The sequence below is a fragment of the Streptomyces sp. NPDC048416 genome (assembly GCF_043200435.1).
Taxonomy (GTDB): Bacteria; Actinomycetota; Actinomycetes; order Streptomycetales; family Streptomycetaceae; genus Streptomyces.
Map to the genome: position 1 here is coordinate 19,033 of NZ_JBICXU010000025.1, position 24,175 is coordinate 43,207.

A 24,175-nucleotide genomic window follows, 5' to 3' on the forward strand; every position below is an offset into this window, starting at 1 on the left:
CGTCCCGCGCCCGCCCTTCAGCGGGAGGGCAGGGGCTCGCCCGTCTCCAGCAGGGTCTTCAGGCTGGACAGGATCGGCGGCCAGCCCTCGCTGCACATGCCGTGCAGCGCTCCCGCGGGGTCGAAGTCATGGGTGACGGTGAGCTTGACCTGATCGTCCTGCGGCTCGATGTCGAACGTCACCGCCGACCTGCGCTCTGCCGCGATCCGCGCGCGTACGTCCTCGCCGAGACCGACCGACTCGGCCCACTGCGGGGTGAACGTGTGCCAGGTGTAGGCCAGTTGGCGACACGGCTCCGATGCGAGGACGACCTGCTCGGGGTCCGCCACGGTGGCCCCGGCCTGCTTCCATACGAGGGGTGACCCCTTGGCCCAGTCGCTCTCGAAGCTGACACCCCAGTACCGCTCCGTGACGTCGGGCTCGGTCAGCGCGTGCCACAGCCGCTCCGGGGTGGTGCGGATGTAGGTCGTGTACACGAACGTCCTGCTGTCCACGGGTGTCTCCTCGGGTGCTCGCCGCCTCTTCATGGTGGACACCCCGAGGGCCGCACGCCAGACGAGAGGGGCCGGGCGTGCGCCTTCAGTGCGCCGAGCGCCGCTCGAAGGCCACGTCCCGTGCCGTGCCGAGCGCCGTCGCCACCGCGCCGAGCAGCACCGCGTCCTCCCCGAGGGAACTCGGGCTCACCTTCGGCCGCAGCGGGGTGAGCGTGCGAAGCGTCTCCCGTACGGGGCGAAGGAGCAGGTCCGCGCTGTGACCGACGCCGCCGCCGAGCACCACGAGGTCGGGGTCGAGGACGGCCGCGACCACCGCGACGGTGTGCGCGATCCGCTCACCCTCCAGCTGAACGGCCTTGACCGCGGGGTGCGTTCCGGCCCGCGCCGCGTCGAAGACATCCTTCGCGGTGAGCGGCCCCGCCATCCCGAGCGAACGCGCTGCCTCCACCACCGCGTCGCCCGAGACCGCCTCTTCCAGGGTGTCCGGCTTCTGCCGGCCGGGCCACGGCAGGAAACCGATCTCACCGGCGCCGCCGTGTGCCCCGGTGAACAGCCGGCCCTCACTGACGACGCCCATGCCGAGGCCGGTGCCGATCATGACGTACACGAAGAGCCTGCTGCCGGCGCCGGCGCCGAAGGTGTACTCGCCCAGCGCGGCGAGGTTGGCGTCGTTGTGCACCGCGAGCGGGATGCCGAGCCGTTCCGTCATCTGGTCGAACAGCCCTGGTCTGCCCCAGCCCGGGAGGTGCTGGGCGTAGCGCACGCGCCGTTTCTCGGCGTCGAAGACGCCGGGTGTGCCGACCACGGCCTGGGCGACCCTCGTCGCGTCCACGCCCGACCCCTCGAGGAGCCGGTGCGCGCTGGTGACGACCAGGTCGGCCAGGGTGGCCGAGGTGCGGGCGGGATTGCGGACCTCGGAGCGGGCCACCACCGTGCCGTCGAGGTCGGCAAGGGCGATCCGCACCCAGGCGCGGCCGATGTCGATGCCGAGGGCGTAACCGGCCGTCGGGTCGGGGGCGTAGAGCACGGCGGCTCGGCCCCGGTCGGGGACGATCGTGCCTGCCTCGCGGACCAGGCCCACCCCTTCGAGTGACGCGAGCGCACTGGACACGGTGGGCTTGGACAGGCCTGTGTCGCGCGCCAGTTGGGCCCGGGAGGCGGGCCCTTCGGCCCGCAGCCGGTCGAGCAGCAGACGTTCGTTGGAACTGCGCTGCCGCTGAGGGTTCCAGGGCAGGTCGCCGCCCTCGTCGCTGCTGCTCATCGCCTCATTCTCACGCATCGCGCCGGACGCGTCACTGACGGCCCCTTGACCGTAAAAGTAAAGGTACTTAACTTGACCGTGCCCCCTGCCGGGGGAGTCCCCGCGCCGGCGCATCGGCAGTAGCTTCCTTTCCCCGACATCAGCCAGGGAGGACCCCGTGTCCGCAACCCCTCCGCCCGCCGGTGGCTTCGTCCGCCGCATCGGGCTCTTCCAGGCCACCGCCATCAACATGAGCCAGATGTGCGGCATCGGCCCGTTCGTGACCATCCCGCTGATGGTCGCCGCCTTCGGTGGCCCGCAGGCCGTCATCGGCTTCGTCGCGGGCGCCGTCCTCGCCCTGGCCGACGGTCTGATCTGGGCCGAACTCGGCGCCTCGCTCCCCGGATCCGGTGGCAGTTACGTCTATTTGCGGCAGGCGTTCCAGTACCGCACCGGCCGCCTCATGCCGTTCCTCTTCGTATGGACGGCGATGCTCTTCATCCCCCTGGCCATGTCCACCGGCGTCGTCGGCTTCGTGCAGTATCTGGGCTATCTCGCACCGCACTTGAGCCGGACCGCCGGTGATCTGATCGGGCTCGGCATCGTCGCCCTGGTGATCCTGCTGCTCTGGCGGGGCGTCGAGAACATCGCAAGGATCACCGCCGTGATGTGGGTCGTGATGATCGCCTCGGTGGGCCTGGTGATCATCGCCGCCGCCACCGACTTCAGCCCCCATCTGGCCTTCACCTACCCGGCCGGGGCCTTCGAGTTGACGAGCGGCCGCTTCTGGACCGGCTTCGCGGCGGGGCTCACCATCGGCATCTACGACTACCTCGGCTACAACACGACTGCCTACATGGGCGCCGAGATCAAGGATCCCGGACGTACCCTGCCGCGCTCCATCATCTACTCCATCTTCGGCATCATGGCGATCTACCTGCTGCTCCAGATCGGCACGCTCGGCGTGATCGACTACCGCAGGATGCTGGACCCGAACGACATCGCCTCGTCCTCGGTCGCCTCCGCGGTCCTGGAGAAGGCCTGGGGCAAGGGCCCCGCCGACGTGGTGACCGTGCTCATCCTCGTCACCGCGTTCGCCTCCGTCTTCGCCGGGCTGCTCGGCGGCTCACGGGTCCCCTACGACGCGGCACGCGACCGGGTCTTCTTCAGGCCCTACGCCAAGCTGCATCCCCGGCACCGCTTCCCGATGCTGGGCCTCCTCACCATGGGCGTCATCACCGCCATCGGCTTCATGATCGGCCGCCGCACCGATCTGACCACGCTCATCCAGCTCCTCACCACGGTGATGGTCATCGTGCAGGCGCTGGCCCAGATCCTCGCCGTCACGGTGCTGCGCAAGCGCCGGCCGGGGCTGCGCCGCCCCTACCGGATGTGGCTGTATCCGCTGCCGAGCCTGATCGCGCTGGTCGGATGGCTCACCATCTACGGCTACTCCGACAAGAACTCGCCAGGCCGCCACCCCATCGAATGGTCGCTGGCCTGGCTGGCGCTCGGCTGCGTCGCCTTCGCCCTGTGGGCGCGCTTCGAGAAGGTGTGGCCGTTCGGGCCCCGCGAGATCCTTGAGGAGTACCTGGAGGCGTCGGAGCCGGAGGAGGTGCCCGCGTGAACGACGCGCGCCGCGCCCTGGTCCGGGCGGACCGGAGGGGGTGCCCGCGTGAAGGACGGCGGGCCGCGCTCCGACTCGGGGCCGGACACGCGCCCACGTGAACGACGGCGCCCGCGCCCCGGCCCCTGCCCGTGTCCGGATGCGACACGGAGCCCGGGTCGCCCGTGTCGCCCAAGTGGCCCGGGTCCCGCCCACGTCCGGATGTGACAGGGAATCGTCATTGCGGCCACGGGAGGCGGCGGTGAGGATGGGGCCATGCCCACTTCACACCGGGTCGTCATCGCGGTCTTCCCCGACGTCGACCTCCTCGACGTCACCGGACCGGCCGAGGTCTTCGCCCTGGCCAACCGGGAGAGCGCCGGCCGCGCCGGGTACGAGGTCCGGCTCGCCGGGCCCGACGGGGGAGAGGTGCGCACCTCGGCCGGTGTGCGGCTGCTCGCCGACCTGTCCTTCGCGGAGGTCGGCGCGCAGGTGGACACCCTGCTCGTGCCCGGCGCGGTCGATCTGACCGACGACGGGCCCGTCGCCCGCGTCGACCAGGACGTGGTGGCCTGGGTGAAGCGGACCGCCCCGCACGCCCGGCGCGTGGCATCGGTGTGTGTGGGCGCCCATGTGCTCGCCGCTGCCGGACTGCTCGACGGACGGACGGCCACCACGCACTGGTCGACCGCCGCCCAACTGGCCGCCGACCACCCGGCCGTCACGGTCGACCCGGACCCCATCTTCGTACGCACCGACCGCGGCCGGGTGTGGACCGGCGCCGGGATCAGCGCCTGCCTCGACCTCGCGCTCGCCCTCGTGGCCGAGGACCAGGGCGAGGACGTCGCCCTCGCGGTGGCCCGGCAGTTGGTGATGTACCTACGACGCCAGGGCGGCCAGAGCCAGTTCTCCGTGCCGCTCAGCAGACCCGCCACCTCCCGGCGCGACATCGACGAGGTGCGGCTGTGGATCGCCGAGCACCTCGACGAGGACCTGTCGGCCCAGGCGCTCGCCGCGCGCATGTGCCTGAGCGAGCGGCACTTCGCCCGCGTCTTCACCCAGGAGACCGGCGTCGGCCCCGCCGCCTACGTCGAGGCCGCGCGGGTCGAGGCGGCCCGGCGGCTCCTCGAAACCACCGACGGGCCGCTGCACGAGATCGCACAGGCCGCGGGACTCGGCTCGGTCGAGACCCTGCACCGGGCGTTCAGACGACAGCTCGCCACCACGCCCGCCGCCTACCGCCGCCGCTTCCGCACCCAGCCCGTCTGACCCCTTCGTCCCCCGCCCGCCCTTCGGCCGCACGCGCCGGACGGCTTCGCCATGCCCGGATCCCGGGCGAGTGGCCTGCCCCCTCCCGTCCTCCATTGGGGACCAACTCCCTTACGAAAGGCACCCGATGACCTCGCAGCAGCCCTCCGCCATCCGCCCCTCCGCCACCCTGCGCGCCGTGGTCGGCCTGGACGACCAGCCGCCGAAGCTCAGCGAATCCGTCCTGGTCATGATCGATTACCAGAACACCTACCGCACCGGAGTGATGGCACTGGAAGGCGCCGAGCAAGCTCTCGCGGCAGGCGCTCGTCTGCTGGAACGTGCCCGCGCCGCGGGCGCCCCGGTCGTGCACATCATCAACGACGGGGGCGAGGGCGGACCGTACGACATACGCGCCCACATCGGCGCCATCAGCGACGAGGTCGCACCGATGGACGGTGAGCCGGTGGTGGTCAAACAGTTCCCCAACTCCTTCCACCAGACCGGACTGGAGAAGGCACTCACCGGCCTCGGTGCCGCGCCGGGCAGCGGAAAGGCGCTGGTCATCGCCGGGTTCATGACCCACATGTGCGTGAACTACACCGCCCAGGGCGCCTTCAACCTCGGCTACCGGCCCACCGTCGTCGCCGAGACCACCGCCACCCGGTCGCTCACCGCGCCGGACGGCACGGTCCTGGCCGCGGCCGCGCTCCAGACCGCCGCGCTCACCATGATCACCGACCTGTTCGGCACGGTCGTCCCCACCGTGGACAGCCTCCCGGCCTGAGCGGTTTTCCGGGACGGCGTGCGGCCGGGGCCCGGGGTGTCTAGCGTCGGAGCATGAGCAACCAACCGCAGCACGCGAGCCGCCACCCCCAGCGCTTCGAGATCCTGCTGGTGCCCGAACACGTCGAGGACCGGGGGAACGCCTCGGTGGCGGACAGCGCCGTGCGGTCCGCCGTCGTCGAGGCCACGGGGGAGAGCGGCGTCTCGGGATACCCCCGGTATGCCGGGCACGGCATCGAGGCCGAGATCGACTCCGGCACGCATGCGGTGGAGGCACTGCTCGTCGACGGTTCCGAACTCGACATCGGTCTGACCGCGGTGGTCAGGGAGGTCTCGGACCGGTCGGGTCGCTGAACGCGCTTCCCGTCCCGGGGTCCGTTGACAGCGGGCCCCGGGCAACACAGACTCGGGCGCGACCATTCATGAACATCACTTCACTGGGCGAACAGAGCCGCGACGGCGGCCCCCGAGCGGTGAAGAGATCGGTGGGAGAGACCCGATGAGCATCCGCGACGTCTACATCGTCGACGCCGTTCGCACCCCGGTCGGCAAGTTCGGAGGTGCGCTCGCCACCGTGCGGCCCGACGACCTCGCGGCGCACGTGGTCAGGTCCCTGGTGGACCGCACCCCGGAGCTCGACCCGGCCCGTATCGACGACGTGTACTTCGGCGATGCGAACGGCGCGGGGGAGGACAACCGGGATGTGGCACGCATGGCGGTGCTGCTGGCCGGGCTGCCCGTCTCGGTGCCCGGCGTCACCGTCAACCGCCTCTGCGGCTCCGGCCTCGAAGCCGTGATCCAGGCGGCCCGCGCCATCGCCGTCGGAGACGCCTCGATCGCGGTCGCGGGCGGTGTCGAGTCGATGTCCCGCGCTCCCTGGGTCGTCCAGAAGCCCGAGCGTGCCTTCCCCGCCGGCCACCAGCAGATGTACTCGACCACCCTCGGCTGGCGCATGACCAACCCGCAGCTGCCCGCGCAGTGGACGGTCCCCCTCGGTGAGGGCGCGGAACTGATCGCCGACAAGCACGGCATCACCCGCGAACAGCAGGACGCCTTCGCCCTGGACAGCCACCGCAAGGCCGCCGAGGCGTGGGCCAAGGGACTGTACGACAGCGAGGTCGTCCCCTACGACGATGTCGACCTGGTCCGGGACGAGTGCATCCGCGAGTCCTCCACCATGGAAGCGCTCTCCCGGCTCAAGCCGGCCTTCCGTACGGACGGTTCGGTGACCGCGGGCAACGCATCGCCGCTCAACGACGGTGCCGCGGCGCTGCTCCTGGTCGATGAGGAAGGCCTGCGTGCGACCGGCCGTGATCCGCTCGCCCGGATCCGCAGCTCCGCCGTGACGGGCATCGAGCCCCAGCTCTTCGGACTCGGCCCCGTCGAGGCGGTCCGCAGGGCACTCGCCAAGGCGGGCAGGGAGTTCGGCGACCTCACCACCTTCGAACTGAACGAGGCGTTCGCCGCCCAGTCGCTCGGCTGCCTCGCCGAGTGGCCCGGCCTCGACCCGGCCGTGGTCAACCCGCGCGGCGGCGCCATCGCCATCGGCCACCCCCTCGGCGCCTCCGGCGCCCGGCTCGCCGGAGCCGTGGCCCACCAGCTCGCCGCCGCCGGATCCGGCACCGGTCTCGCTGCCCTGTGCATCGGGGTCGGTCAGGGTCTCGCCCTCGTCCTGGAACGCTGACCGGGTCGACCGCGGGCATACCCGGCCCGTCCGGTGCTTGAGGCCGAACGCCCTCAGGGCGCGGACGGGGTCCGGGACAGGTTCGCAGGGGCCCCGGCTGCGGACCGTGCGTGGCTGTTCGCGCAGTTCCCCGCGCCCCCAGCAGAGTCTCCCTCGGCAGGGCGCCCGGTGCAGGGCGCCCTGTGCAGGTCGCTCGTCCCTGCGGAGACAGGACGGGGACAGACGGGCTCTCGGGGCCCCCGGCCAGGTGGCTGCGAGCCATCCCCAACTACTGTGCGCCGTAAGGAAGATCTCCTCGAACGACGCCGTGACTGGAGTGGATTCATGACCCTGCTCGACCCCAAGACGTGGCAGCCCGCACCGCTCTTCGGGGGTGAGCGGGAGGTGGTCGAACCTGCCACCGGGCAGTCGCTCGGCGTTGTCGCCCTCGCCGCCGTGGCGGACGTCACCGAGGCCGCCGGGTCGGCCGCCGCCGCGCAGACGGCCTGGGCGCGTGCCCCGCACTTCGCGCGCGCGGCGGTCCTGCGCCGGGCGGGCGACCTCTTCACCCACCACGCGGACGAGTTGCGCGAGTGGCTGATCCGCGAGTCCGGCTCGGTGCCCGGCAAGGCGGACTTCGAACTGCACGTCGCGGCCCAGGAGTGCTATGAGGCCGCGGCCCTGGCCTCCCGGCCGCTCGGCGAGGTGCTGCCGAGCGAGCAGCCCCGGCTCTCCTACACGCGACGGGTGCCGGTCGGCGTGACCGGCGTCATAGCCCCGTTCAACGCTCCGCTCATCCTCTCCATCCGCTCCGTCGCCCCCGCGCTCGCCCTCGGTAACGCGGTCCTGCTCAAGCCCGACCCGCGCACCGCCGTCTGCGGCGGGCTCGCCCTCGGAGCCGTCTTCGCCGAGGCGGGGCTCCCGGAAGGCCTGCTGCACGTCCTGCCGGGCGGCGCCGAGACCGGACAGGCTCTCGTTGCCGACCCACGGATCCCCGTCATCTCCTTCACCGGATCGACCGCTGCGGGACGCCGGGTGGGCGAGGCGGCAGGCCGCCGACTCAAGCGCGCCCACCTGGAGTTGGGCGGGAATTCCGCCCTGATCGTGCTGGCCGACGCGGACATCGAGGGCGCTGTCGCCCAGGCCACCTGGGGATCCTTCTTCCACCAGGGCCAGATCTGCATGACCACCGGCCGCCACCTCGTACACGCGTCGCTGTACGAGGAGTACGTCGAACGGCTCGCCGCGAAGGCCGACGCGCTGGCCGTCGGCGACCCCTACCGCGAGCAGGTCCACCTCGGGCCGGTCATCGACGGGTCCCAACTCGCCAAGATCCACGGCCTGGTGGAGGCCAGCACCGCACGCGGTGCCCGGCTCGCCGCGGGCGGCGCCCACCAGGGCCTCTTCTACCGGCCCACCGTGCTCGCCGACGTCGACGACCACACCCCCGCCTACGCGGAAGAGGTCTTCGGGCCCGTCGCGCCGGTACGGTCCTTCACCACCCTTGACGAGGCCGCGAGCCTTGCGGCCGCCGGCCCCTACGGGCTCTCGCTCGGCATCGTCACCCGCGACACCGCGCTCGGCCTCGAACTCGCCGACCGCGTGCCGACCGGCATCGCCCACATCAACGACCAGACGGTCAACGACGAGGCGGTGGCCCCCTTCGGCGGGATCGCCGCCTCCGGGACCGGCGCCCGGTTCGGCGGCTCGGCCAACCTGGACGCCTTTACTGAACTGCGCTGGACCACCGTGCGCCGCGAACCCGCGGACCACCCCTTCTGATCCCGGCGCTGCCCGCCCGAGGAGGGCCGTTCGCGAGCCGGGCCGGGTCGTCCGCCCCGACGAGCCGAGCCGGCCCGTCCGCCCGAGGAGTGGGGCCGTCCGCCCGACGAGGACGGCCGTCCGGCTCGCCGGGCCGGGCCGTCCGGATGTCGTGACCCCGGGTGCGAGCAGCGGACGGCCGTCCGGCATCCTGGGCCGGTGCACTCGGTTGTCTCCGGCTTCCTGCCCATCTGGATCATCACCGCGTTCGGCTGGGTGGCCGGACGGTTCACCATCCTGGGCGACCAGGCACAACAGGTCCTCGGCCGCTTCGCCTTCACCTTCGCCATGCCCTCGCTGCTGTTCCTGACCATGGCGAAGTCGCGGCCCGGCGAACTCGCCAAGCCCGGGGTGGCGGTCTTCGCCCTCAGCCTGCTCGCCGTGTTCGCCGCCGGACTCGTGGCGAGCCGACGGCTCTTCCGGCGCAAGAGGGCCGAGCAGGCGATCGGCGCGATGGCCGCGTCCTATGTGAACTCGGCGAACCTCGGCATCCCGGTCGCCGTGCACGTCCTGCACGACACGTCGTTCATCGTGGCGGCCGCGCTCTTCCAGATGCTGTTCATCACGCCCTTGATCCTGGTGCTCATAGAACTCGACGTACACCGCGACACGGGCGGGCACCGGCTCCGGCTGTTCCAACTCCCCTTCCGCAACCCGGTGGTGGGCGCATCGGCCGCGGGCGTGGCCGTCGCGGCGCTCGGGCTCCGGCTGCCCGCGGAGGTGACCTCGCCGCTCACCATCCTCGGCGGCGGCGCCGTCCCCGCCGCCCTGTTCGCGCTCGGCATGTCGCTGACCGCACGCGCCGCGGCCGACCCGGGGGAGCGGGCCGAACGCGCTCTCCTCGTCACGCTGAAGACAGCTGTGCAGCCGCTCCTCGCCTACGTGCTGGGGAGATGGGTCTTCGGACTCGGCGGACACGACCTGTTCGCGGTGGTGCTCTGTGCCGCACTGCCGACGGCACAGAACGCGTTCATCTTCGCCTCCGAATACCGGCTCGACACCGCGCTGCCCCGGGACACCGTGCTGCTTTCGACGCTCCTGTCGATGGCGACCCTCTCCCTGATCGCGGTCCTCCTGGGCTGAGCCCGAACCCGTCGTTCAGCAGGGCTGACGCCACACGTCCAGCTTGAGGTTCTTGCGCATCGAGGAGAGCCCGAGCTTGTCGGACTCGGCACAGAAGTCCTTGGCGGGCAGTTCGTACTCGACGTGGAACACCGCCTTGTCCGCCTTCACGAACGGCGTCAGCAGGGCGCACTCGTCGTACTGCGCACACTGCTCGTTGACCGCGAAGTCGAAGGCGCCCACCAGGTCCGGGATCTGCTGGAGATCGTTCTTCAGCCCCACCGCGAGACCACGCGCGTGCGCGAGCCCGGACAGCATGCGGTTGTACGCCAGCTGGTCCGCGGCCGTGAGCGGGAAGCCCGTCTTGTTGAGGTAGCCGTCCATGAGATCCGGCTCCACGCCGTCGAAGCCCTTCTCCTTGCACATGTCGAAGCGGCGCTCCATCAGCGGGCGCAGCACGTCGATCCGCCGGATGTCGAGCCAGCGTTCACCGTCCCACCCGTTGTTCTCGCCCCGCACCTCGTTCGGGAAGGCCTCCTTGTCCGGCCGGAAGTTCTCCCAGGCGCCGGCGTTGATGTAGCAGATGGCCTTGCGGCCACGGCTGTGCAGTGCGGCGACGTCGGCAGCGGTGTTCTCGAAGCCGTCGATGTCGTACACCGGCACATCGGGGCCCTCGTCCACGTGGCCGTTGAGCTGCCACTGCCAGGCGGTGCCGGGTCTGGGCTGCCAGATCTTCGCCTTCGCGGGGCCGCTGCCCGAGGGGGAGGCAGACGCGGGGGACGAGGGGGCGCCGGACTTGCCGGGCGCCGGGGCAGCGGGGGTGGCGGAACGGGAGGGCGCGGGCGCGCTCGCGGTCGGCGTGGGCTCGTCCGGGCCGTCCGCGTCGTCGTCCGACGTGCCGGACGAACAGGCCGTGGCGAGGAGCAGCAGGGCGACGGCGGTGGAGACGAGCGCCGTCGCAGTGCGGGCCGAGGTGCGGTTCATGGCGTCTTTCCGGGAAGCACGGGCGGCAGCGCCGCCCACGGATTGGGTAACTCGCGCCCGACCACGCAGTACACGCCCGCGCCGCGTTCGCCCGGCGTGCGCAGAGCGAGCGCCAAAAGCGCGTCGGGTACGCCGTACACCAAGTGGCACAGCCGCTCCGGTGGTTGGCGGTCGGCCCAGGCAGGCCTGGTGAAGGTGGACACATACGTCGTCCAGTGTCCCTCGAAGGTGACGATCAGATCGGCGACCTTCAGATATCCGGGCGCGGGGTGCACCCCGGGGTTGAGCACCAGGGACGCGCCGCCCGACCGCCGGGCCGCCCGCGCGACCCGCCGCACGAACGGCAGTCCGGTGCGGTCGGCAGGGGCCCGGTCCAGGAAGAACCCGTTGGCCCCGTACCAGTCGCGGTGGCGCTCGATGTCGCGCACCACGTCGGCCAGGGGCCGGGCGCCGTAGTCCAGATCGACATAGCCGAGCACCGGCACGCCGGCCGCGCGCAACGCCTCGACCGGGCCGGTGAACGCCGGGTCGGGGGCGGCGCCCGGCCCGTCCGCCGCGTTGAGCACGACCCCGTAGAGCCCGGCCGCCGCCTCCGCGAGCCGCTGCCAGGCCGCGGGGTCCTCCGCGGGGTGCACATAGAGCGGAACGAGCAGCATCAGTGCACCGGTTCCCGGTCCGGTTCGGCGCGTACGGCCGCCCACAGCGCGGCCACCGAATCGGCCAGGGAGCGCCGGGCGGACCAGCCGAGCGCGGTGCGTGCCGCGCCGGGGTCGGAGCACTGCCAGGGTACGTCCGACGAGCGGACCGAGCCCGCTGCGTCCTCCTCGATCCGGCCCCGGAATCCGGCGGCGTGTGCGAGCTCGCGCACCAACTCCCGTACCGGGACCGCTTGTCCATGGGAGATGTTGAGCACCGGGGGCAGCGGGGTGCCGCCGGTCGCCGCGAGGACCGCGGCGTGCGCGACGTCTCGTGCGTCGACGAAGTCGCGGTGCGCCGAGAGGTCACCGAGCCTCACCGACGAGCGGGGCCCGAGGTCGCGCAGCTGGCGGGCCAGCCGGCCCGGCAGACCGGCCGCGGGCGCACCGGGGCCGACCGGGTTGGTGATCCGCAGCACCACGGCGTCCAGACCGCAGGAGGTGACGGCCACCGTGCCCGCCAGTTTGGTGGCGCCGTACAGCGTCGTCGGGCGCGCCGCGGACTGTTCGGTGACGCGCTCACCGATCCCGGTCGGCCCGTACTCGGCGGCCGAACCGAAGTGGACGAGCCGCGCGGTGGGCGCGGCCTCGCGCAGTGCCGCGCACAGCACGGCGGGCGCCCGGGCGTTGAGTTCGGCCAGCGCCACGGGCTGTGGGCCGACCGCTCCCGCGCAGTTGATGACGGCGTCGGGAGCGAACGAGAACAACCGCTCGGCGAGCGGTCCGGGAGTGATGGTGGCGAGGTCCACGGCGAGGTCCGCGGAGGGGCCGCGCCCCCCGCCGATGAACTGCACACCGGGCAGGGCACGCAGCTCCCGGGCGACATGGCCGCCCAGGTAGCCGCTGTGGCCCAGTACGAGGATGCGCATGGGACCGTCAGGCCCCCTTCAGGAGCAGGGAGCGATGGGTGGTGAACTCGGCGTTCGCCCGGTCGTAGTCGTCCGGGCGCCCTATGTCGAGCCAGTAGCCGTCGAACGCGTAGGCGTGCGGCGGGGTTTCGGCCTTGAGGAGGTCGAGCACCAGCTCGTCGAAGCCCAGCGGGAGACCGGGGGTGTAGTTCGCCAGCGTGCCGAGCGACAGGCCGTACACCCCCATCGACACCCGGTAGTCCATGCTGGGCTTCTCGGTGAACGCCACCACCTTGGTGTCGTCGGTGGTCAGCACCCCGAAGTCGATGTGGACCTTCCGGGCGTAGGTGGCGATCGTCAGCGGCGCGCCGCTGGCCCGGTGCTGGGTGAGGACGTCCGCGTAGTCGAGGTCGGTGAGGATGTCCCCGTTCATGACGAGGAAGGACTCGGGCAGCCGGTCACGCATGGTGAGCAGCGGGCCGATGGTGCCGAGCGGGCTCTCCTCGGTGCTGTAGTCGATCTTCAGGCCCCAGCGTTCACCGTCGCCCACGTAGGCACGGATGATGTGGCCCAGGTGGCCGATGGCGATGGTGCAGCTGGTGAACCCGGCGGCCGCGAGCTGACGCAGCACGATCTCCAGGATCGCGTGCTGGTCGCCGATCGGGACGAGCGGCTTGGGCAGCGCCGTGGTGTACGGCAGCAGCCGGACGCCTTTGCCTCCGGCGAGTATCACTGCGTGCATGGGAGCCTCCCTGAGAGTGGGACTGGCGGAGTCAGATGTTGTAGATGCCGGTCTTGTAGCGGGCGAGGTTTCCGGGGTCGCGGAAGAACTCCGCGGTCCGCTCAAGGCCCGACTCCAGGCCGAACCCCGGCTGCCAGCCGGTCGCTTCGGTGAGTCGGCTCGCGTCCGCCACCAGACGCATCACCTCGGAGTTGGCCGGCCTGATGCGCTGCCCGTCCTCCTGGACGTCGAGCTCGGCGCCCATCACCTTGCCGATGAGCCGCACCAGGTCGCCGACCGAGATCTCGGTCCCCGTCCCGGCGTTGAACGTCCGTCCGACCACGCGCTCGGCGGGGGCGGTGCCCACGGCGAGGAAGGCCCGCGCGGTGTCGACGGCGAAGGTGAAGTCCCGGGTGGGCCGCAGATCGCCCAGCGTGATGGTGCGCGAGCCCGCCGCGACCTGCCCGATGACGGTGGGGATCACCGCCCGCATCGACTGGCGCGGGCCATAGGTGTTGAAGGGGCGCAGCGTCACCACGGGTGTGCCGAAACTCGCGTAGTAGCTGTCCGCGAGACGGTCGCCGCCGGCCTTCGAAGCGGCGTACGGGGACTGCGTGTTGATGGGGTGGTCCTCGGTGATCGGCACGGTCTGTGCGGTGCCGTACGTCTCGCTGGTCGAGGTGTGCACCAGGCGCGGCGTCTCCAGGGCGCGGACCGCCTCCAGGACGTTGAGGGTGCCCGTGACATTGGTGTCCACGTAGCTGTGCGGGGCCTGGTAGGAGTACGGAATCGCGATCAGGGCAGCCAAGTGGTAGACGGCTTCGGCCCCTTCGGCAAGACCTCGCACCGAACCGGGGTCGCGGACGTCACCCAGGACGATCTCCACCTGGTCAAGAACGTCTGCGGACAGGGTCTCCAGCCAGCCGTAGGACGAGAAGGAGTTGTACTGGGCCATCGCGCGGACCCGGTGCCCCGATGCGACCAGGGCCTCGGTGAGATGGGAGCCGATGAAGCCTTCGGCTCCGGTGACGGCGACAAGCGGTGCGGAAGTCAACTGCCGCTCCTCTCAATGTGGTTCGGACTCGGTTCATGTGACAAGGACGCTGATCGTGCAGGTGCGGTCTGTGCGGTCTGTGCGGTCTGTGCGGTCTGTGCGGTCTGTGCGGTCTGTGCGGTCTGTACGGTCCGGGCGGCCGGTGGGCCGGCTGATGTCGCCGGGGCCGTGGGAACCGGTGGAGCTGTGGTGGCAGGTCACGCGTGTGCGGTCGCCCGCCCGAGCAGGTGCAGGGTGGTGCCCGTCAGGACGGCGGCGGCGGCCGAGCAGAGGATCAGCTCGGCCAGTGGTCCCGGCGGCGGTACGAGAAGCCCGAACGCGGCCACGCCGACCGCGGCCGCCAGGCTGACGACGGCCGGCAGCCAGGCGATGCCGAACGCCTGGAGCAGCAGCGCCGTCCACAGCAGCGCCGCGAGCGCGAGCAGGGGCGCGGGCTCCGCCCCGGTGAGCAGCGCCGCGGGAATTAGGGGCAGCAGATAGACGAGGAGGCAGCCGCCGAGCACCGCCGCCGAGCGCCACCGGAACGCGGTGGGAGTGGCCGTGGCCCGCAGGGCCGCGACGGACAGGCCACGGAAGCGGTAGAGGAGCCATTCGGCGGGTCCCATGCTGAGTGTCAGCGCGATCACCGCGAGCGGATGGCGCTGCCCCGCGAAGGCCACGAGCACCCCCGCGGCCAGCCCGAACAGGCCGTACGGCAGCGACGCCACCAGCCGCGGACTCACCGGCGCCACGGAGGCGGGCTGTTTCAGGATGTCGCGCAGGCAGTGCCAGACGGCCGCGAGCACCAGGACAAGGGCGAGCGAGCAGAGCCCGATGCGCAGCGCCGCCCCCGGCTCCCTGAACGGCAGGACCGCGGCCCCCGCGATCAGCGGGGTGAGCGCGGCGAGCAACAGCCGCTCGCGCGCCAGGACCAGCAGGATGCCGGCCGCGGCGAGATAGCAGGACTGTCCCGCCACGAAGAAGTCGGCGCGGGCGGGCCCCACGATGGCGAGGCCGCTGACACAGGCGAGCAGCGCGCCGAGCGGCGCCCCGGCCAGCAGGGTGCGGGCCGCTTCGGGACGGCCGGACGCCATCCGCAGATACGCCCGGTGGCCGAGCCCCTGTCCCCACGCCCAGGAGATGAGGCCCGCCACGATCAGGGCGAGTACCGCCCGGTCGCTCTGCCACAGCCGGGCGGTCAGCGGATAGGCGAGCCCCGGCAGCGCGAACAAGGCGCCGCGCAAGGCACATCGCACCGGCTGGGGAGCCCACGGGTCGGTGGCCGGTGGCGGCTCGGGAAAGCTGCGCGGCACCCGCCCGTACAGGTCCTCCGCGAGCGAGAAGAGATTGCCGTGCCCGTACTCGTCCGCGATCTGCTGGGCCGTCAGGCCCTCGGACTCCAGCAGCGCCGCCACCTCGTAGGCGTGGACCGCGGGTCCGATCTGCTCGGCGAGCTCGGCGGCGAGCCGGTCCACCGCCGCGTCCTTGCCGCGCCGCCCGGACCGCAGGCGCGGCAGGCGCAGTGTCATCGTGGACTCGGTGGCCAGCCGGAGCATCAGGGTGTCGTCGCGGCCGTCGGGTGGTTCGAGCCGCAGCGGGCCGCTCATCCCGCCACCCGGCTCAGTTTGTCGGCCGGCGTGCCGGCCGGGATGAGACGCAGGGCCATGGTGGCCTCCGTGCCGGTGTCCTGGCGCACCGGGACGACGCCGCCGCGCACGGAGAGTTCGAGATAGATGGCGCGGAAGGTGTCCACCGTCTGGCGCAGCGTGAACTGCTCGACGACGCGCAGCCGCGCGGCTTCCCCCATTGCCGCCCGGCGCGCCGGATCGGCCAGCAGCTCCAGGGCCGCGGCGGCCATCGCGCGCGGATCGCGCGGCGGAACCACGAGACCGGTCGGTCCGACCGCCTCGCGCACCCCGCCCACATCCGTGGAGACGGTGGCCCGGCCGCAGCTCATGGCCTCGATGAGGGTGAAGGGGAACCCTTCGCTGATGCTGGACAGCATGACCACGTTGCCCGCCGCGTAGGCGTCCCTGATGTCCTCGACGCGGCCTTCGAAGGTGACCGCGTCGCCCTGGCCGAGCGAGACGGCCAGGGCGACGCACCGTTCGCGGTAGGCCTCACCGCCCCGGGGGGTGCCGCCGAACAGGCGCAGGGTGGCCGCCGGGAGTTCGCCGCGCACCTCGGCGAACGCGCGGATGAGTGTTTCCAGGTCCTTGATGGGGTCGACCCGCCCGGCCCAGCTGAGCGTCGGCGCCGAGGGCTCGGGCCCCGCGGGCGGGAAGGCCGCCGGGTCGACGCCGTTGTACACGGTGCGTATGAGCTCCGGGTCGGCCCCGCCCTGCTCCTCCCACAGTCGGTTGTACTGGTTGCCCGGCGTGATCAGCGCGGCCCGTCGGTACGTTTCCTCGGCGAGCAGCCGGAAGAACCCGAGCAGCACCGCCTTGACCGGCCAGCGGTAGGGCGCGGTCCGGTAGCCCAGATAACGCTCGCGCAGATAGACGCCGTGCTCGGTCAACAGCAGGGGCACGCCGTGCTGTTCGGCGCCGACGAGCCCGGGAAGCACGGCCACTCCGCCGCTGACGGCGTGCGAGACGCCCTGGCTCGGCGGGGTCGCGGCCAGCGGCCGCAGCGCGTGTTCGAGGAGCCCGGTCGCGGTGACCGCGTCGTGCAGGGTGGGCCGGGCCTCGCGCACGGCGAGTCCCGGCCGGTTCCACACCTCGGTCATGACCCGGATCGCCGCATCGCCGCGCAGCGCGGGGCTGAGGCGACCGTCGCGGGCGGCCCGGGCCATCTCGTACAGGGCGGGCCCGAAACCGCTCTCCGCGGCGGGGTCGAGCAGTGCGGTCAGGAAGCGTTCGTACGCGGCCATCAGGCGGCGTTCCTGGCGGCCGCGCGGGGCTGAACCGGCGGGCGCGGGGCCCCACATGGGGACCGAGACGGCCTCGGACGCGTGGGGCGGAAGATCCCAGACGGTGGGCTCACGCCCGGTGCCGGTCACCGCGATGATGTCGAAGTCGATGTCGGGCATTCCGGTGACGAGCTGGTCGCACCAGACGCTCACCCCGCCGTGGCTGTGCGGATAGGTGCCCTCGGTGAGCAGGGTGACCCGCGCCGCGCCGGAGCGCGGCGCGCGGTGTGGTACGTGCATGCGTGCGCTCCGCGGCTGGAGAGAGCGGTGGGTGGTGAAGCGGCCCGGCGGCCGGCCGCCGCGCCGGCGGCGGGCCTTCGGGGGTGTGGACGGACCGGAGTCAGCGCTGCTTGGCGCCGTACGGAACCGGCTTGGTGACACCGGCGGGGACCGGCGTGCGCGGTGTGCTCGACGACGCCGCGTGATCCGTGGACGCCGTTCGGTGTGCCTGCGGCGCAAGGGCCCTGGCGGTGGCGGGCGCAAGCGCCAGGGTGACGCCGTGCTGCCCGGACTGCGGGGACACCCAGCCGGACACGCTCCCGGCGTAGGGCTGGCCGAACGCCGTGGTGCCGTTCGTCAGGACCTGGCCGGTGCCGTTGGGCATCGTCGCGGTGACGGTCACGCCGTCGGGTGCCTGCACGGTGACGCTGTCGCCGATCCGGTACGCGGTGACCTGGCCGGCCTTCACCGCGGTGTTCCAGGCGCCCCGCTCGCGCAGTTCGGCGCCGATGTCCTTCATCCGCAGGTTCACCAGCGGGGCACTGGGCGCGTACAGCGTCGTGTACTGGTCGAGCACGCCGTCCAGTACGGGATAGCCGATCCGGTCCTCGGCGAGGTTGGACTGGTGGATGAAGTGCGGCCGGGGGTCGTTGCCCAGGACGTGGCCGAGAGCGGTCTGCGTCTCCAGCGGCACGATGTACCCGGTGTAGCCGGTGGCCGCGTCGAGCGGCGCCGGCAGGCAGGTGGTGTTCGGCAGGTCGTCGCACAGGCCGCTGCCGCCCTGGGCGCGGCTGGTGTAGATCCAGTTGTACTCGTCGACCTGCTCGGCGACGTGACCGGCGTTGTAGAAGATGTTGATCGGGTAGCGGGCGACGGTCGACGCGGGGCCGACCTGGCGCTGCTCGGGGTCGCGCGACATGTCGGCGCCGAGCCAGCCGATGTGGTTCGCGCTCAGCGCGGGGGCCAGATACGGGTTGTCCTGCGGCTGCTGCGGCAGGAGCTTCATCCCGGAGTGCTCGCCGGTGATCAACTCGTCGGACGCGGTGGGCAGTCCGACGCTCTGCGCCCACTGCTGGTTGTCGGATATCTCCTTGGATATCTCGGACTGGCTCACGTACTTGGTGGAGCCGTCCGGGTTGGTCGCGCACTTCCACGGCACGACCGAGACGTCCTGCTCGCAGCCGAGGAAGGCGTGGTCGTAGGTGTGGTTGATCCAGCGGAAGTCGTTCTTGGCCGCGGTGAACGCGTCGGCCAGTTCGTCGGCCCCGTCGTGGTTCTCGCGGTACTCGACGCTCCCGCCGCCGTTGTAGGCGAGGTCGAGCGTGAAGCCACGGGACTTCTCCCAGGCGACGGCGTTGCTCACATCGGCCGGGGTCATCCGGATCGAGTCCTCGACACCCTGCCCCGGCGGACAGTCCACGTCGCCGGGCGTGCAGTTGAGGGCGGGGTCCCAGCGGTCGTCACCGGCGAACACGTCGTCCACGTGGACCGCGAAGTAGTTGTGCGAGGCGCCGAGCCGCACGTTCTGCGTCATCCAGTCGACGATGCCCCGGGCGAGCAGCTTGAACTGCTCCTGGTACTGGTTGTACGCGAAGGTGACGACCAGTTCACGGCGCCCGTCGTGGCGGTACTCGCCGACGAGGCTGCCGGTGCCGGTGCCGCCGGGGATCGGTGCCTCGACATACGTCGTGAAGTCCGCGCCGGCGGCGGGCTTGGCGAGGAAGGCGTAACTCTCGCTGACCGAGGGCGAGTTGTCCTCGAACGGCACGCTTCCCTTGAGGTATGCGAACGGCCCGGTGCCGCGTCCGGCCGTGGTCACCTGGGCCTTGAGGCCGTCCACGGAACCGCTGTAGCCCCCGCTGGCGGGTGTCTGAAGACCCACCTGGGGCCGCGCATAGGTGTAGGCATCGACCTGGGGAATCGCATACGACTTCTCGTACGCCGCGAGCGCGGCCATTTCGGCCGACCCGGCCGGGAAGGGGTTGTCGTTGGGCAGCACCACGGCCTGGAACTTGGCCCGGGGTCCGCCGTCCACGGTGTCGGAGAGGAACGCGGCGTCGATCACCGGTCGGCCGGACTGGCGCAGATCGACCACGGTGTAGGGCGTCCCCTCGCCGTCCAGCTCCGCGGTGACGGCTTCGGTGGCCGGGCCGCCGTCCGCGATCACGAGGACCTTGAGGTCGATGCGCGGAGCGGGCGTCGCCGCATACGCGGGCGCGGCGGGTATGCCCATGGCGAGCAGCACCGTGCCGACCGCGAGACCAATGATGTGTCTGCGTTGTGTGTTCCGCTTCACGCGGTGAAGTCCCCTCCCCTGGAGGTCCGTTCGGCTCCCCTGCCTGCCCGGACCCCGCCCACGACGCAACGGCCGGGCCCCGATGAGGAGGGCCCCCCGTTCCGCTCTGATGCGTCACATAGTGCGGCTCTTCAAGGAGTTTTCGAGTGGCTACTGTGAAACATGACGAAAAACTGTGGCCGTTGTGATGGGGCGCAGGCGGGTGCACGCCCCTCGGGGAGCGCTGTCGGGCGATCGCGCCGGGATGCGCCGGGCCCGGAAAATCGGAGCGGACCGGCGCGGCAAACGCTTTCGGCGCAGGGGGCGCACGCGGGCGCAAACCACCAATGGTCCAGACAACCAGGCGACCCGGGACGTATCCGGTTTTCGGCCACGCGAGCGAAACACCCATGCGAATCCGGGCCCGTAGCGTGTATTACCAGCCATACGAAACCGGCCGACCCGGGGGGACGGGCCGACCGGTGACCGTGGGCCCCCGATACCGGGGGCCACTCCCGTGCTAGCGGGTGCCGCCCGGGGCGGGAGTGGCGCAGTTGACCCGCATCGTCGGGGAGTTGAAGACGCCGTCCTTGTGGCTCTGGCTGTCGTTGTACTCGTAGTAGACGTACGAGTAGAACGCGATGTTGCCGTTGCAGCCGGAGTCCGCCGCCACCTGCACCGGGATGGTGACGGTGCGGCTGGTGCCCGGGGCGACCGGCACGGAGTAGTTGACGCCGATCGTGGTGGTGCCGGTCCCGGTGCAGGTCACGCCCTCGCCGGCACACGAGGCGAGCGAGTACTTCAGGTCGGGGCGCTGGGTGGTCGCCCAGGTCGGCTGCACCGACTGGTAGACGAACCACACGTCAGTGGTCTGGTTGTTCGTGAACGTCATGCTCATGTTGACCGTGCCGCCGGGCGTCGCCGCCGTCTGGTCGGCGCTGAAGCTCACATCGGGCGTCTCGGCGCTTGCGGACTGGCTGACGCCGAGCAGGGTGAGGGAGGAGGCGAGGGCCGCGGCGAGGCTGAAACGCCTCAGGTGTGTGATTCGCATGAGGACGCAGAGTAGGAGGAAGGACACGCAACGTCCGCCGGATCCGCACCGTGTGAAGACGCGCTGGCTCGAACGCGGCGGTTCGAACTGACGGCTGATTGGCGCCAGTTGACGTCTTGACGATGACGAGCGGCGCAGCGTGGAGGGACCACTGGGATGTTCCGGGACGGTCCGCTGACCGGTAACCGACCCTCGCCGCCCCGCCCGGCAATGGCGGATTCCGCCCCCGGACAACTGCCCCGGACAACCGCCCCCGGGCAACCGCCCCGGACAACTGCCTCCGGGCAACCGCCCCCGAGCAACGCCGTGGCCCCCGCCCGGCAAGGGCGGGGGCCACGAGGCCGCAGGGCCGCCCGGGAGAGCGGGGGCGCGAGACTTCGGAGCACGGCGCGCGGCCGTGCCCGGACTACTTCTGCTGCGCTTCGACCGACTTGCGGACCTCGTCCATGTCCAGGTTGCGCGCCTGGCCGATGACGTCCTCAAGCGCCGCCTCGGGCAACGCGCCGGGCTGGGCGAAGACCGCCACATTGTCGCGGACGATCATCAGCGTGGGGATCGACCGGATCTCGAAGGCCGCCGCGAGCTCCTGCTGGGCCTCCGTGTCCACCTTCGCGAAGACCAGATCGTCGTGGCGCTCGGAAGCGGCCTCGTACACCGGGGCGAACTGCCGGCACGGGCCGCACCAGGAGGCCCAGAAGTCGATCAGTACGAATCCGTTGCCGGACACGACCGAGTCGAAGTTCTCTTTGGTCAGCTCGACCGTCGCCATCACTCACACCTCTTCCCGGCCCCGGGGGGTGGGGCCGTCTCGCACAACCGCGTGTGCCGCCGCGGTATTCCTTCTTCGGCGGGTGCCCCTGTGGCCGGGGAGTACACCGCACACCAGACTGGGGCCCATGACGGAAGCCGAAGAATACGACGTGGTGGTGCTGGGCGCGGGCCCGGTCGGCGAGAACGTGGCCGACCGGGTCAGGGCGGCCGGCCTGAGCTGTGCGGTGGTGGAGAGCGAACTGGTCGGCGGCGAGTGCTCGTACTGGGCCTGCATGCCCAGCAAGGCGCTGCTGCGCCCGGTCGTCGCCCGGGCCGAGGCACGCAGGGTGCCCGGCCTGCGCCAGTCGGTGCAGGGCCCGCTGGACGCCGAGGCCGTGCTGGCCCACCGGGACGAGTACACCTCGCACTGGAAGGACGACGGCCAGGTCGAATGGCTCGACGGCATCGGTGTGCACCTCTACCGCGGCCACGGACGCCTCTACGGCACCCGCAAGGTCAGCGTCACCAGCCCCGAGGGCGAGCACCACGTCCTCACCGCCCGCCACGCCGTCGCCGTGTGCACCGGCAGCCGCGCCCAACTGCCCGACCTTCCGGGTCTGGCCGACGTGAACCCGTGGACCAGCCGGGAGGCCACCAGCGCCAAGGAGGTGCCGGGCCGCCTCGTCGTGGTCGGCGGGGGAGTGGTGGCCGTCGAGATGGCCACCGCATGGCAGGCGCTCGGCGCCCAGGTCACCATCCTGGTCCGGGGCGGGGGGCTGCTGGAGAGGATGGAGACCTTCGCGGGAGAGCTGGTCGCCGATGCGCTGCGCGAGGCGGGCGCCGACATCCGCACCCACACCTCGGTCAAGGACGTCGTACGCAACGGGGTGACCGGCGGCGTGACGGTCTCGGTGCGCGGCCCCGAGGGCGACGAGCGCCTGGAGGCCGACGAGATTCTGTTCGCCACCGGCCGGGCGCCTCGAACGGACGACATCGGCCTGGAGACCATCGGGCTCGACCCCGGCTCCTGGCTGCCCGTCGACGACTCCTGCCGCGTCGCGGGCAGCGACTGGCTCTACGCCGTCGGCGACGTGAACCACCGCGCGCTCCTGACCCACCAGGGCAAGTACCAGGCCAGGATCTCCGGCGCGGCCATCGCCGCCCGCGCCGCGGGCACCCCGGTCCTGGAGAGCGACCCCTGGGGCGCCCATGCGGCGACCGCCGATCACGCGGCGGTGCCGCAGGTCGTCTTCACCGACCCGGAGGCCGCCTCGGCCGGCCTCACCCTCGCCGAGGCCGAGGCCGCGGGACACCGGGTGCGGGCCGTCGACTACGACATGAGCGGCGTCGCGGGCGCCGGCCTGTACGCGGACGGCTACCGGGGCCGGGCCCGCATGGTCGTCGACGAGGACCGGGGCGTCGTGCTCGGCGTCACCTTCGTCGGGCCGGGCGTCGGCGAGCTCATCCATTCGGCGACGGTCGCCATCGCGGGCGAGGTGCCCCTGGAACGCCTGTGGCACGCGGTTCCCTCGTACCCGACGATCAGCGAGGTGTGGCTGCGCCTCCTGGAGACGTACCGGGGCTGACAGGTTCACGCGCGGGCCGCGCCGCGAGGGCGAGCGCGAGGGTGACGGTGACCGAGGCCGCCGCCAGCACTGCCATGGCCGTCCCGGCCGCCATGTGTTGGGCGAGCGCTCCGGCGAGCGCGGCGGCCAGGCCCTGGCAGCTGAGCATGCCGCAGGAGTGCAGGCCGAGTGCCTGGCCCGTCATCCCGTCGGGGACAAGCGCCATGAGCCGTTCCTGCTGGAGCAGGCTCGCGGCGAATCCGACGGAGGCCAGCGCCACGGCCGCGACGGCCGACGCAAGGGCCGGACGCGGCGCGAGCAGGACATAGGGGCTCGCGAGCAACAGCAGCAACGGTACGGGGAGCCGGCGCCGCCACCGCGCGCTCACGAACCGCCCCACGAGGGTGTCCCCGGCCAGCATGCCGACCGCCGCGGCCGCGAACAGCAGCCCCGCGTGATCAGGGGCGTACGGAACGAAGAGGGATTCGCAGCCGACGACCAGACCGTTGGGCACCCACAGACCGATATAGAGCAGGCGCCGCGAACGAGACGCCCACAGAAGGGAGTTGGCGCGCCACGTCTCGCCGATCGAGGGCCGCCCCGCGGCTCGCGGCGCACGGCGGACGAACCCCAGGAGGCAGACGCAGGCACCCGCGCCATGCAGCGCCGCCCCCGCCAGCAGGGTGCCGCGCGGCGAGAGCACGCTCACTAGGACGCCACCCACGGCGAACCCGCAGATCTGCACGGCGCCCGCGCTCATGTTGAGCACCGAGCGGCCCAGAAGGTAATGATCCCTCGGCAGGATCTCGCCGAGCAGTCCGTAACGCACCCCGCTCCCCACCGAGGCCGCCAAACCCTGGCAGAGCAGGACGGCGAAGACGGTACCCACGGGCAGGCCCGGCAGGGCGAGCAGGGCGGTGCTCGCGGCGAAGGCCACCGCGAGCGCGGTCGTCGCGGCGCGCGGCGGCAGCCGGTCCGCCGCCGACATCAGCAGCACCGCACCGGCCACCTGAGTGAGCGAGGCGCCGGACATGCTGAGCGCCGCGAGGAGCGGCGAGGCGGTCGCCGCGTAGACGAGGGTCGCGAGTGCCAGAGAGCTCACCGTCGTCGCGGCGACCTGGAGGGAGGAGACGAGGAGGAATGGGGTGAACTCCGGTGTGCGCCGCAGCGCTTGGTAGGTCGGCATGCCGGGGAGTCTCGGCG

Annotated in this window: 21 protein-coding genes; 8 read left to right on the top strand and 13 right to left on the bottom strand. The window is 71.9% G+C overall.

What is annotated here, in order from left to right; all coding sequences use genetic code 11:
- Nucleotides 1-17: 17 nt before the first annotated feature.
- A complete protein-coding gene (locus ACGFW5_RS26280; protein ID WP_393836742.1) occupies nt 18-494 on the bottom strand; it encodes an SRPBCC family protein in 477 nt (158 codons plus the stop codon).
- An 85-nt stretch (nt 495-579) separates the two neighbouring features.
- Entirely contained in the window at nt 580-1,755 is a 1,176-nt protein-coding gene (locus ACGFW5_RS26285; RefSeq protein WP_393836743.1) for an ROK family transcriptional regulator, read from the bottom strand.
- A gap of 157 nt (nt 1,756-1,912) precedes the next feature.
- On the opposite strand from ACGFW5_RS26285, the gene ACGFW5_RS26290 reads away from it, so the two are divergent.
- The 7 genes from ACGFW5_RS26290 (at nt 1,913) to ACGFW5_RS26320 (ending at nt 9,941) form a co-directional block, all read left to right on the top strand.
- Nucleotides 1,913-3,361 (top strand): APC family permease, encoded by a 1,449-nt coding sequence (locus ACGFW5_RS26290; RefSeq protein WP_393836744.1) that lies wholly within the window; start codon nt 1,913-1,915, stop codon nt 3,359-3,361.
- A gap of 255 nt (nt 3,362-3,616) precedes the next feature.
- On the top strand, nt 3,617-4,609 hold the full coding sequence (locus tag ACGFW5_RS26295; protein ID WP_393836745.1) for a GlxA family transcriptional regulator: 993 nt from the start codon (nt 3,617-3,619) through the stop codon (nt 4,607-4,609).
- 127 nt (nt 4,610-4,736) lie between these two features.
- Nucleotides 4,737-5,375: a cysteine hydrolase family protein gene (locus ACGFW5_RS26300; RefSeq protein WP_393836746.1), complete on the top strand. Its 639-nt coding sequence runs from the start codon at nt 4,737-4,739 to the stop codon at nt 5,373-5,375.
- A gap of 53 nt (nt 5,376-5,428) precedes the next feature.
- Nucleotides 5,429-5,728 (top strand): hypothetical protein, encoded by a 300-nt coding sequence (locus ACGFW5_RS26305; protein WP_393836747.1) that lies wholly within the window; start codon nt 5,429-5,431, stop codon nt 5,726-5,728.
- Nucleotides 5,729-5,873: 145 nt separating this feature from the next.
- The gene (locus ACGFW5_RS26310) at nt 5,874-7,058 is read left to right on the top strand and encodes a thiolase family protein (RefSeq protein ID WP_393836748.1); all 1,185 of its coding nucleotides are present in this window, start codon (nt 5,874-5,876) and stop codon (nt 7,056-7,058) included.
- A 324-nt stretch (nt 7,059-7,382) separates the two neighbouring features.
- Nucleotides 7,383-8,819, top strand: a complete 1,437-nt coding sequence (locus ACGFW5_RS26315; RefSeq protein ID WP_393836749.1) for a benzaldehyde dehydrogenase — start codon at nt 7,383-7,385, stop codon at nt 8,817-8,819.
- Between the two features lie 198 nt (nt 8,820-9,017).
- On the top strand, nt 9,018-9,941 hold the full coding sequence (locus ACGFW5_RS26320) for an AEC family transporter (protein ID WP_393836750.1): 924 nt from the start codon (nt 9,018-9,020) through the stop codon (nt 9,939-9,941).
- Nucleotides 9,942-9,956: 15 nt separating this feature from the next.
- Here the strand turns inward: ACGFW5_RS26320 and ACGFW5_RS26325 are convergent, their stop codons facing one another.
- The 10 genes from ACGFW5_RS26325 to trxA all read right to left on the bottom strand — a co-directional run bounded on the left by ACGFW5_RS26325 (nt 9,957) and on the right by trxA (nt 21,426).
- Nucleotides 9,957-10,904, bottom strand: coding sequence for an endo alpha-1,4 polygalactosaminidase (locus ACGFW5_RS26325; RefSeq protein WP_393836751.1), 948 nt, complete (start codon nt 10,902-10,904; stop codon nt 9,957-9,959).
- Nucleotides 10,901-11,563 carry a spherulation-specific family 4 protein gene (locus ACGFW5_RS26330; RefSeq protein WP_393836820.1) on the bottom strand — a complete coding sequence of 221 codons (663 nt, stop codon included), beginning with the start codon at nt 11,561-11,563 and terminating at the stop codon, nt 10,901-10,903. Before ACGFW5_RS26330 ends, ACGFW5_RS26325 begins: the two co-directional genes overlap by 4 nt.
- Nucleotides 11,560-12,468, bottom strand: a complete 909-nt coding sequence (locus ACGFW5_RS26335; RefSeq protein WP_393836752.1) for an NAD-dependent epimerase/dehydratase family protein — start codon at nt 12,466-12,468, stop codon at nt 11,560-11,562. Before ACGFW5_RS26335 ends, ACGFW5_RS26330 begins: the two co-directional genes overlap by 4 nt.
- Nucleotides 12,469-12,475: 7 nt before the next feature.
- On the bottom strand, nt 12,476-13,189 hold the full coding sequence (locus ACGFW5_RS26340; protein ID WP_393836753.1) for a sugar phosphate nucleotidyltransferase: 714 nt from the start codon (nt 13,187-13,189) through the stop codon (nt 12,476-12,478).
- A 31-nt stretch (nt 13,190-13,220) separates the two neighbouring features.
- A complete protein-coding gene (locus ACGFW5_RS26345) occupies nt 13,221-14,222 on the bottom strand; it encodes an SDR family NAD(P)-dependent oxidoreductase (RefSeq protein WP_393836754.1) in 1,002 nt (333 codons plus the stop codon).
- A 197-nt stretch (nt 14,223-14,419) separates the two neighbouring features.
- On the bottom strand, nt 14,420-15,808 hold the full coding sequence (locus ACGFW5_RS26350) for a hypothetical protein (protein ID WP_393836755.1): 1,389 nt from the start codon (nt 15,806-15,808) through the stop codon (nt 14,420-14,422).
- Entirely contained in the window at nt 15,805-17,352 is a 1,548-nt protein-coding gene (gene pelF / locus ACGFW5_RS26355) for a GT4 family glycosyltransferase PelF (RefSeq protein WP_393836756.1), read from the bottom strand. The genes ACGFW5_RS26350 and pelF overlap by 4 nt, the downstream gene beginning before the upstream one ends.
- 100 nt (nt 17,353-17,452) lie before the next feature.
- Nucleotides 17,453-19,564, bottom strand: coding sequence for a hypothetical protein (locus ACGFW5_RS26360; RefSeq protein WP_393836821.1), 2,112 nt, complete (start codon nt 19,562-19,564; stop codon nt 17,453-17,455).
- A gap of 562 nt (nt 19,565-20,126) precedes the next feature.
- On the bottom strand, nt 20,127-20,657 hold the full coding sequence (locus ACGFW5_RS26365; protein WP_393836757.1) for a hypothetical protein: 531 nt from the start codon (nt 20,655-20,657) through the stop codon (nt 20,127-20,129).
- 406 nt (nt 20,658-21,063) lie between these two features.
- Nucleotides 21,064-21,426, bottom strand: coding sequence for a thioredoxin (trxA, locus tag ACGFW5_RS26370; RefSeq protein WP_393836758.1), 363 nt, complete (start codon nt 21,424-21,426; stop codon nt 21,064-21,066).
- Between the two features lie 127 nt (nt 21,427-21,553).
- Here trxA and ACGFW5_RS26375 point away from each other — a divergent pair, with 127 nt between their 5' ends.
- The gene (locus ACGFW5_RS26375; protein ID WP_393836759.1) at nt 21,554-22,993 is read left to right on the top strand and encodes a dihydrolipoyl dehydrogenase family protein; all 1,440 of its coding nucleotides are present in this window, start codon (nt 21,554-21,556) and stop codon (nt 22,991-22,993) included.
- On the opposite strand, the gene ACGFW5_RS26380 is transcribed toward ACGFW5_RS26375, so the two are convergent.
- On the bottom strand, nt 22,950-24,158 hold the full coding sequence (locus tag ACGFW5_RS26380) for an MFS transporter (RefSeq protein ID WP_393836760.1): 1,209 nt from the start codon (nt 24,156-24,158) through the stop codon (nt 22,950-22,952). The two genes, ACGFW5_RS26375 and ACGFW5_RS26380, sit on opposite strands and share 44 nt — an antisense overlap.
- Nucleotides 24,159-24,175: the final 17 nt, after the last annotated feature.

Bases quoted from the DNA above. Each gene is read 5' to 3' on its own strand.
- trxA (WP_393836758.1), bottom strand. From the start codon at position 21,426: ATGGCGACGGTCGAGCTGACCAAAGAGAACTTCGACTCGGTCGTGTCC.
- ACGFW5_RS26295 (WP_393836745.1), top strand. From the start codon at position 3,617: ATGCCCACTTCACACCGGGTCGTCATCGCGGTCTTCCCCGACGTCGAC.
- ACGFW5_RS26300 (WP_393836746.1), top strand. From the start codon at position 4,737: ATGACCTCGCAGCAGCCCTCCGCCATCCGCCCCTCCGCCACCCTGCGC.
- ACGFW5_RS26360 (WP_393836821.1), bottom strand. From the start codon at position 19,564: ATGGGCATACCCGCCGCGCCCGCGTATGCGGCGACGCCCGCTCCGCGC.
- ACGFW5_RS26340 (WP_393836753.1), bottom strand. From the start codon at position 13,189: ATGCACGCAGTGATACTCGCCGGAGGCAAAGGCGTCCGGCTGCTGCCG.
- ACGFW5_RS26350 (WP_393836755.1), bottom strand. From the start codon at position 15,808: ATGAGCGGCCCGCTGCGGCTCGAACCACCCGACGGCCGCGACGACACC.
- ACGFW5_RS26305 (WP_393836747.1), top strand. From the start codon at position 5,429: ATGAGCAACCAACCGCAGCACGCGAGCCGCCACCCCCAGCGCTTCGAG.
- ACGFW5_RS26365 (WP_393836757.1), bottom strand. From the start codon at position 20,657: ATGCGAATCACACACCTGAGGCGTTTCAGCCTCGCCGCGGCCCTCGCC.
- ACGFW5_RS26335 (WP_393836752.1), bottom strand. From the start codon at position 12,468: ATGCGCATCCTCGTACTGGGCCACAGCGGCTACCTGGGCGGCCATGTC.
- pelF (WP_393836756.1), bottom strand. From the start codon at position 17,352: ATGCACGTACCACACCGCGCGCCGCGCTCCGGCGCGGCGCGGGTCACC.
- ACGFW5_RS26375 (WP_393836759.1), top strand. From the start codon at position 21,554: ATGACGGAAGCCGAAGAATACGACGTGGTGGTGCTGGGCGCGGGCCCG.
- ACGFW5_RS26325 (WP_393836751.1), bottom strand. From the start codon at position 10,904: ATGAACCGCACCTCGGCCCGCACTGCGACGGCGCTCGTCTCCACCGCC.
- ACGFW5_RS26380 (WP_393836760.1), bottom strand. From the start codon at position 24,158: ATGCCGACCTACCAAGCGCTGCGGCGCACACCGGAGTTCACCCCATTC.
- ACGFW5_RS26285 (WP_393836743.1), bottom strand. From the start codon at position 1,755: ATGAGCAGCAGCGACGAGGGCGGCGACCTGCCCTGGAACCCTCAGCGG.
- ACGFW5_RS26315 (WP_393836749.1), top strand. From the start codon at position 7,383: ATGACCCTGCTCGACCCCAAGACGTGGCAGCCCGCACCGCTCTTCGGG.
- ACGFW5_RS26310 (WP_393836748.1), top strand. From the start codon at position 5,874: ATGAGCATCCGCGACGTCTACATCGTCGACGCCGTTCGCACCCCGGTC.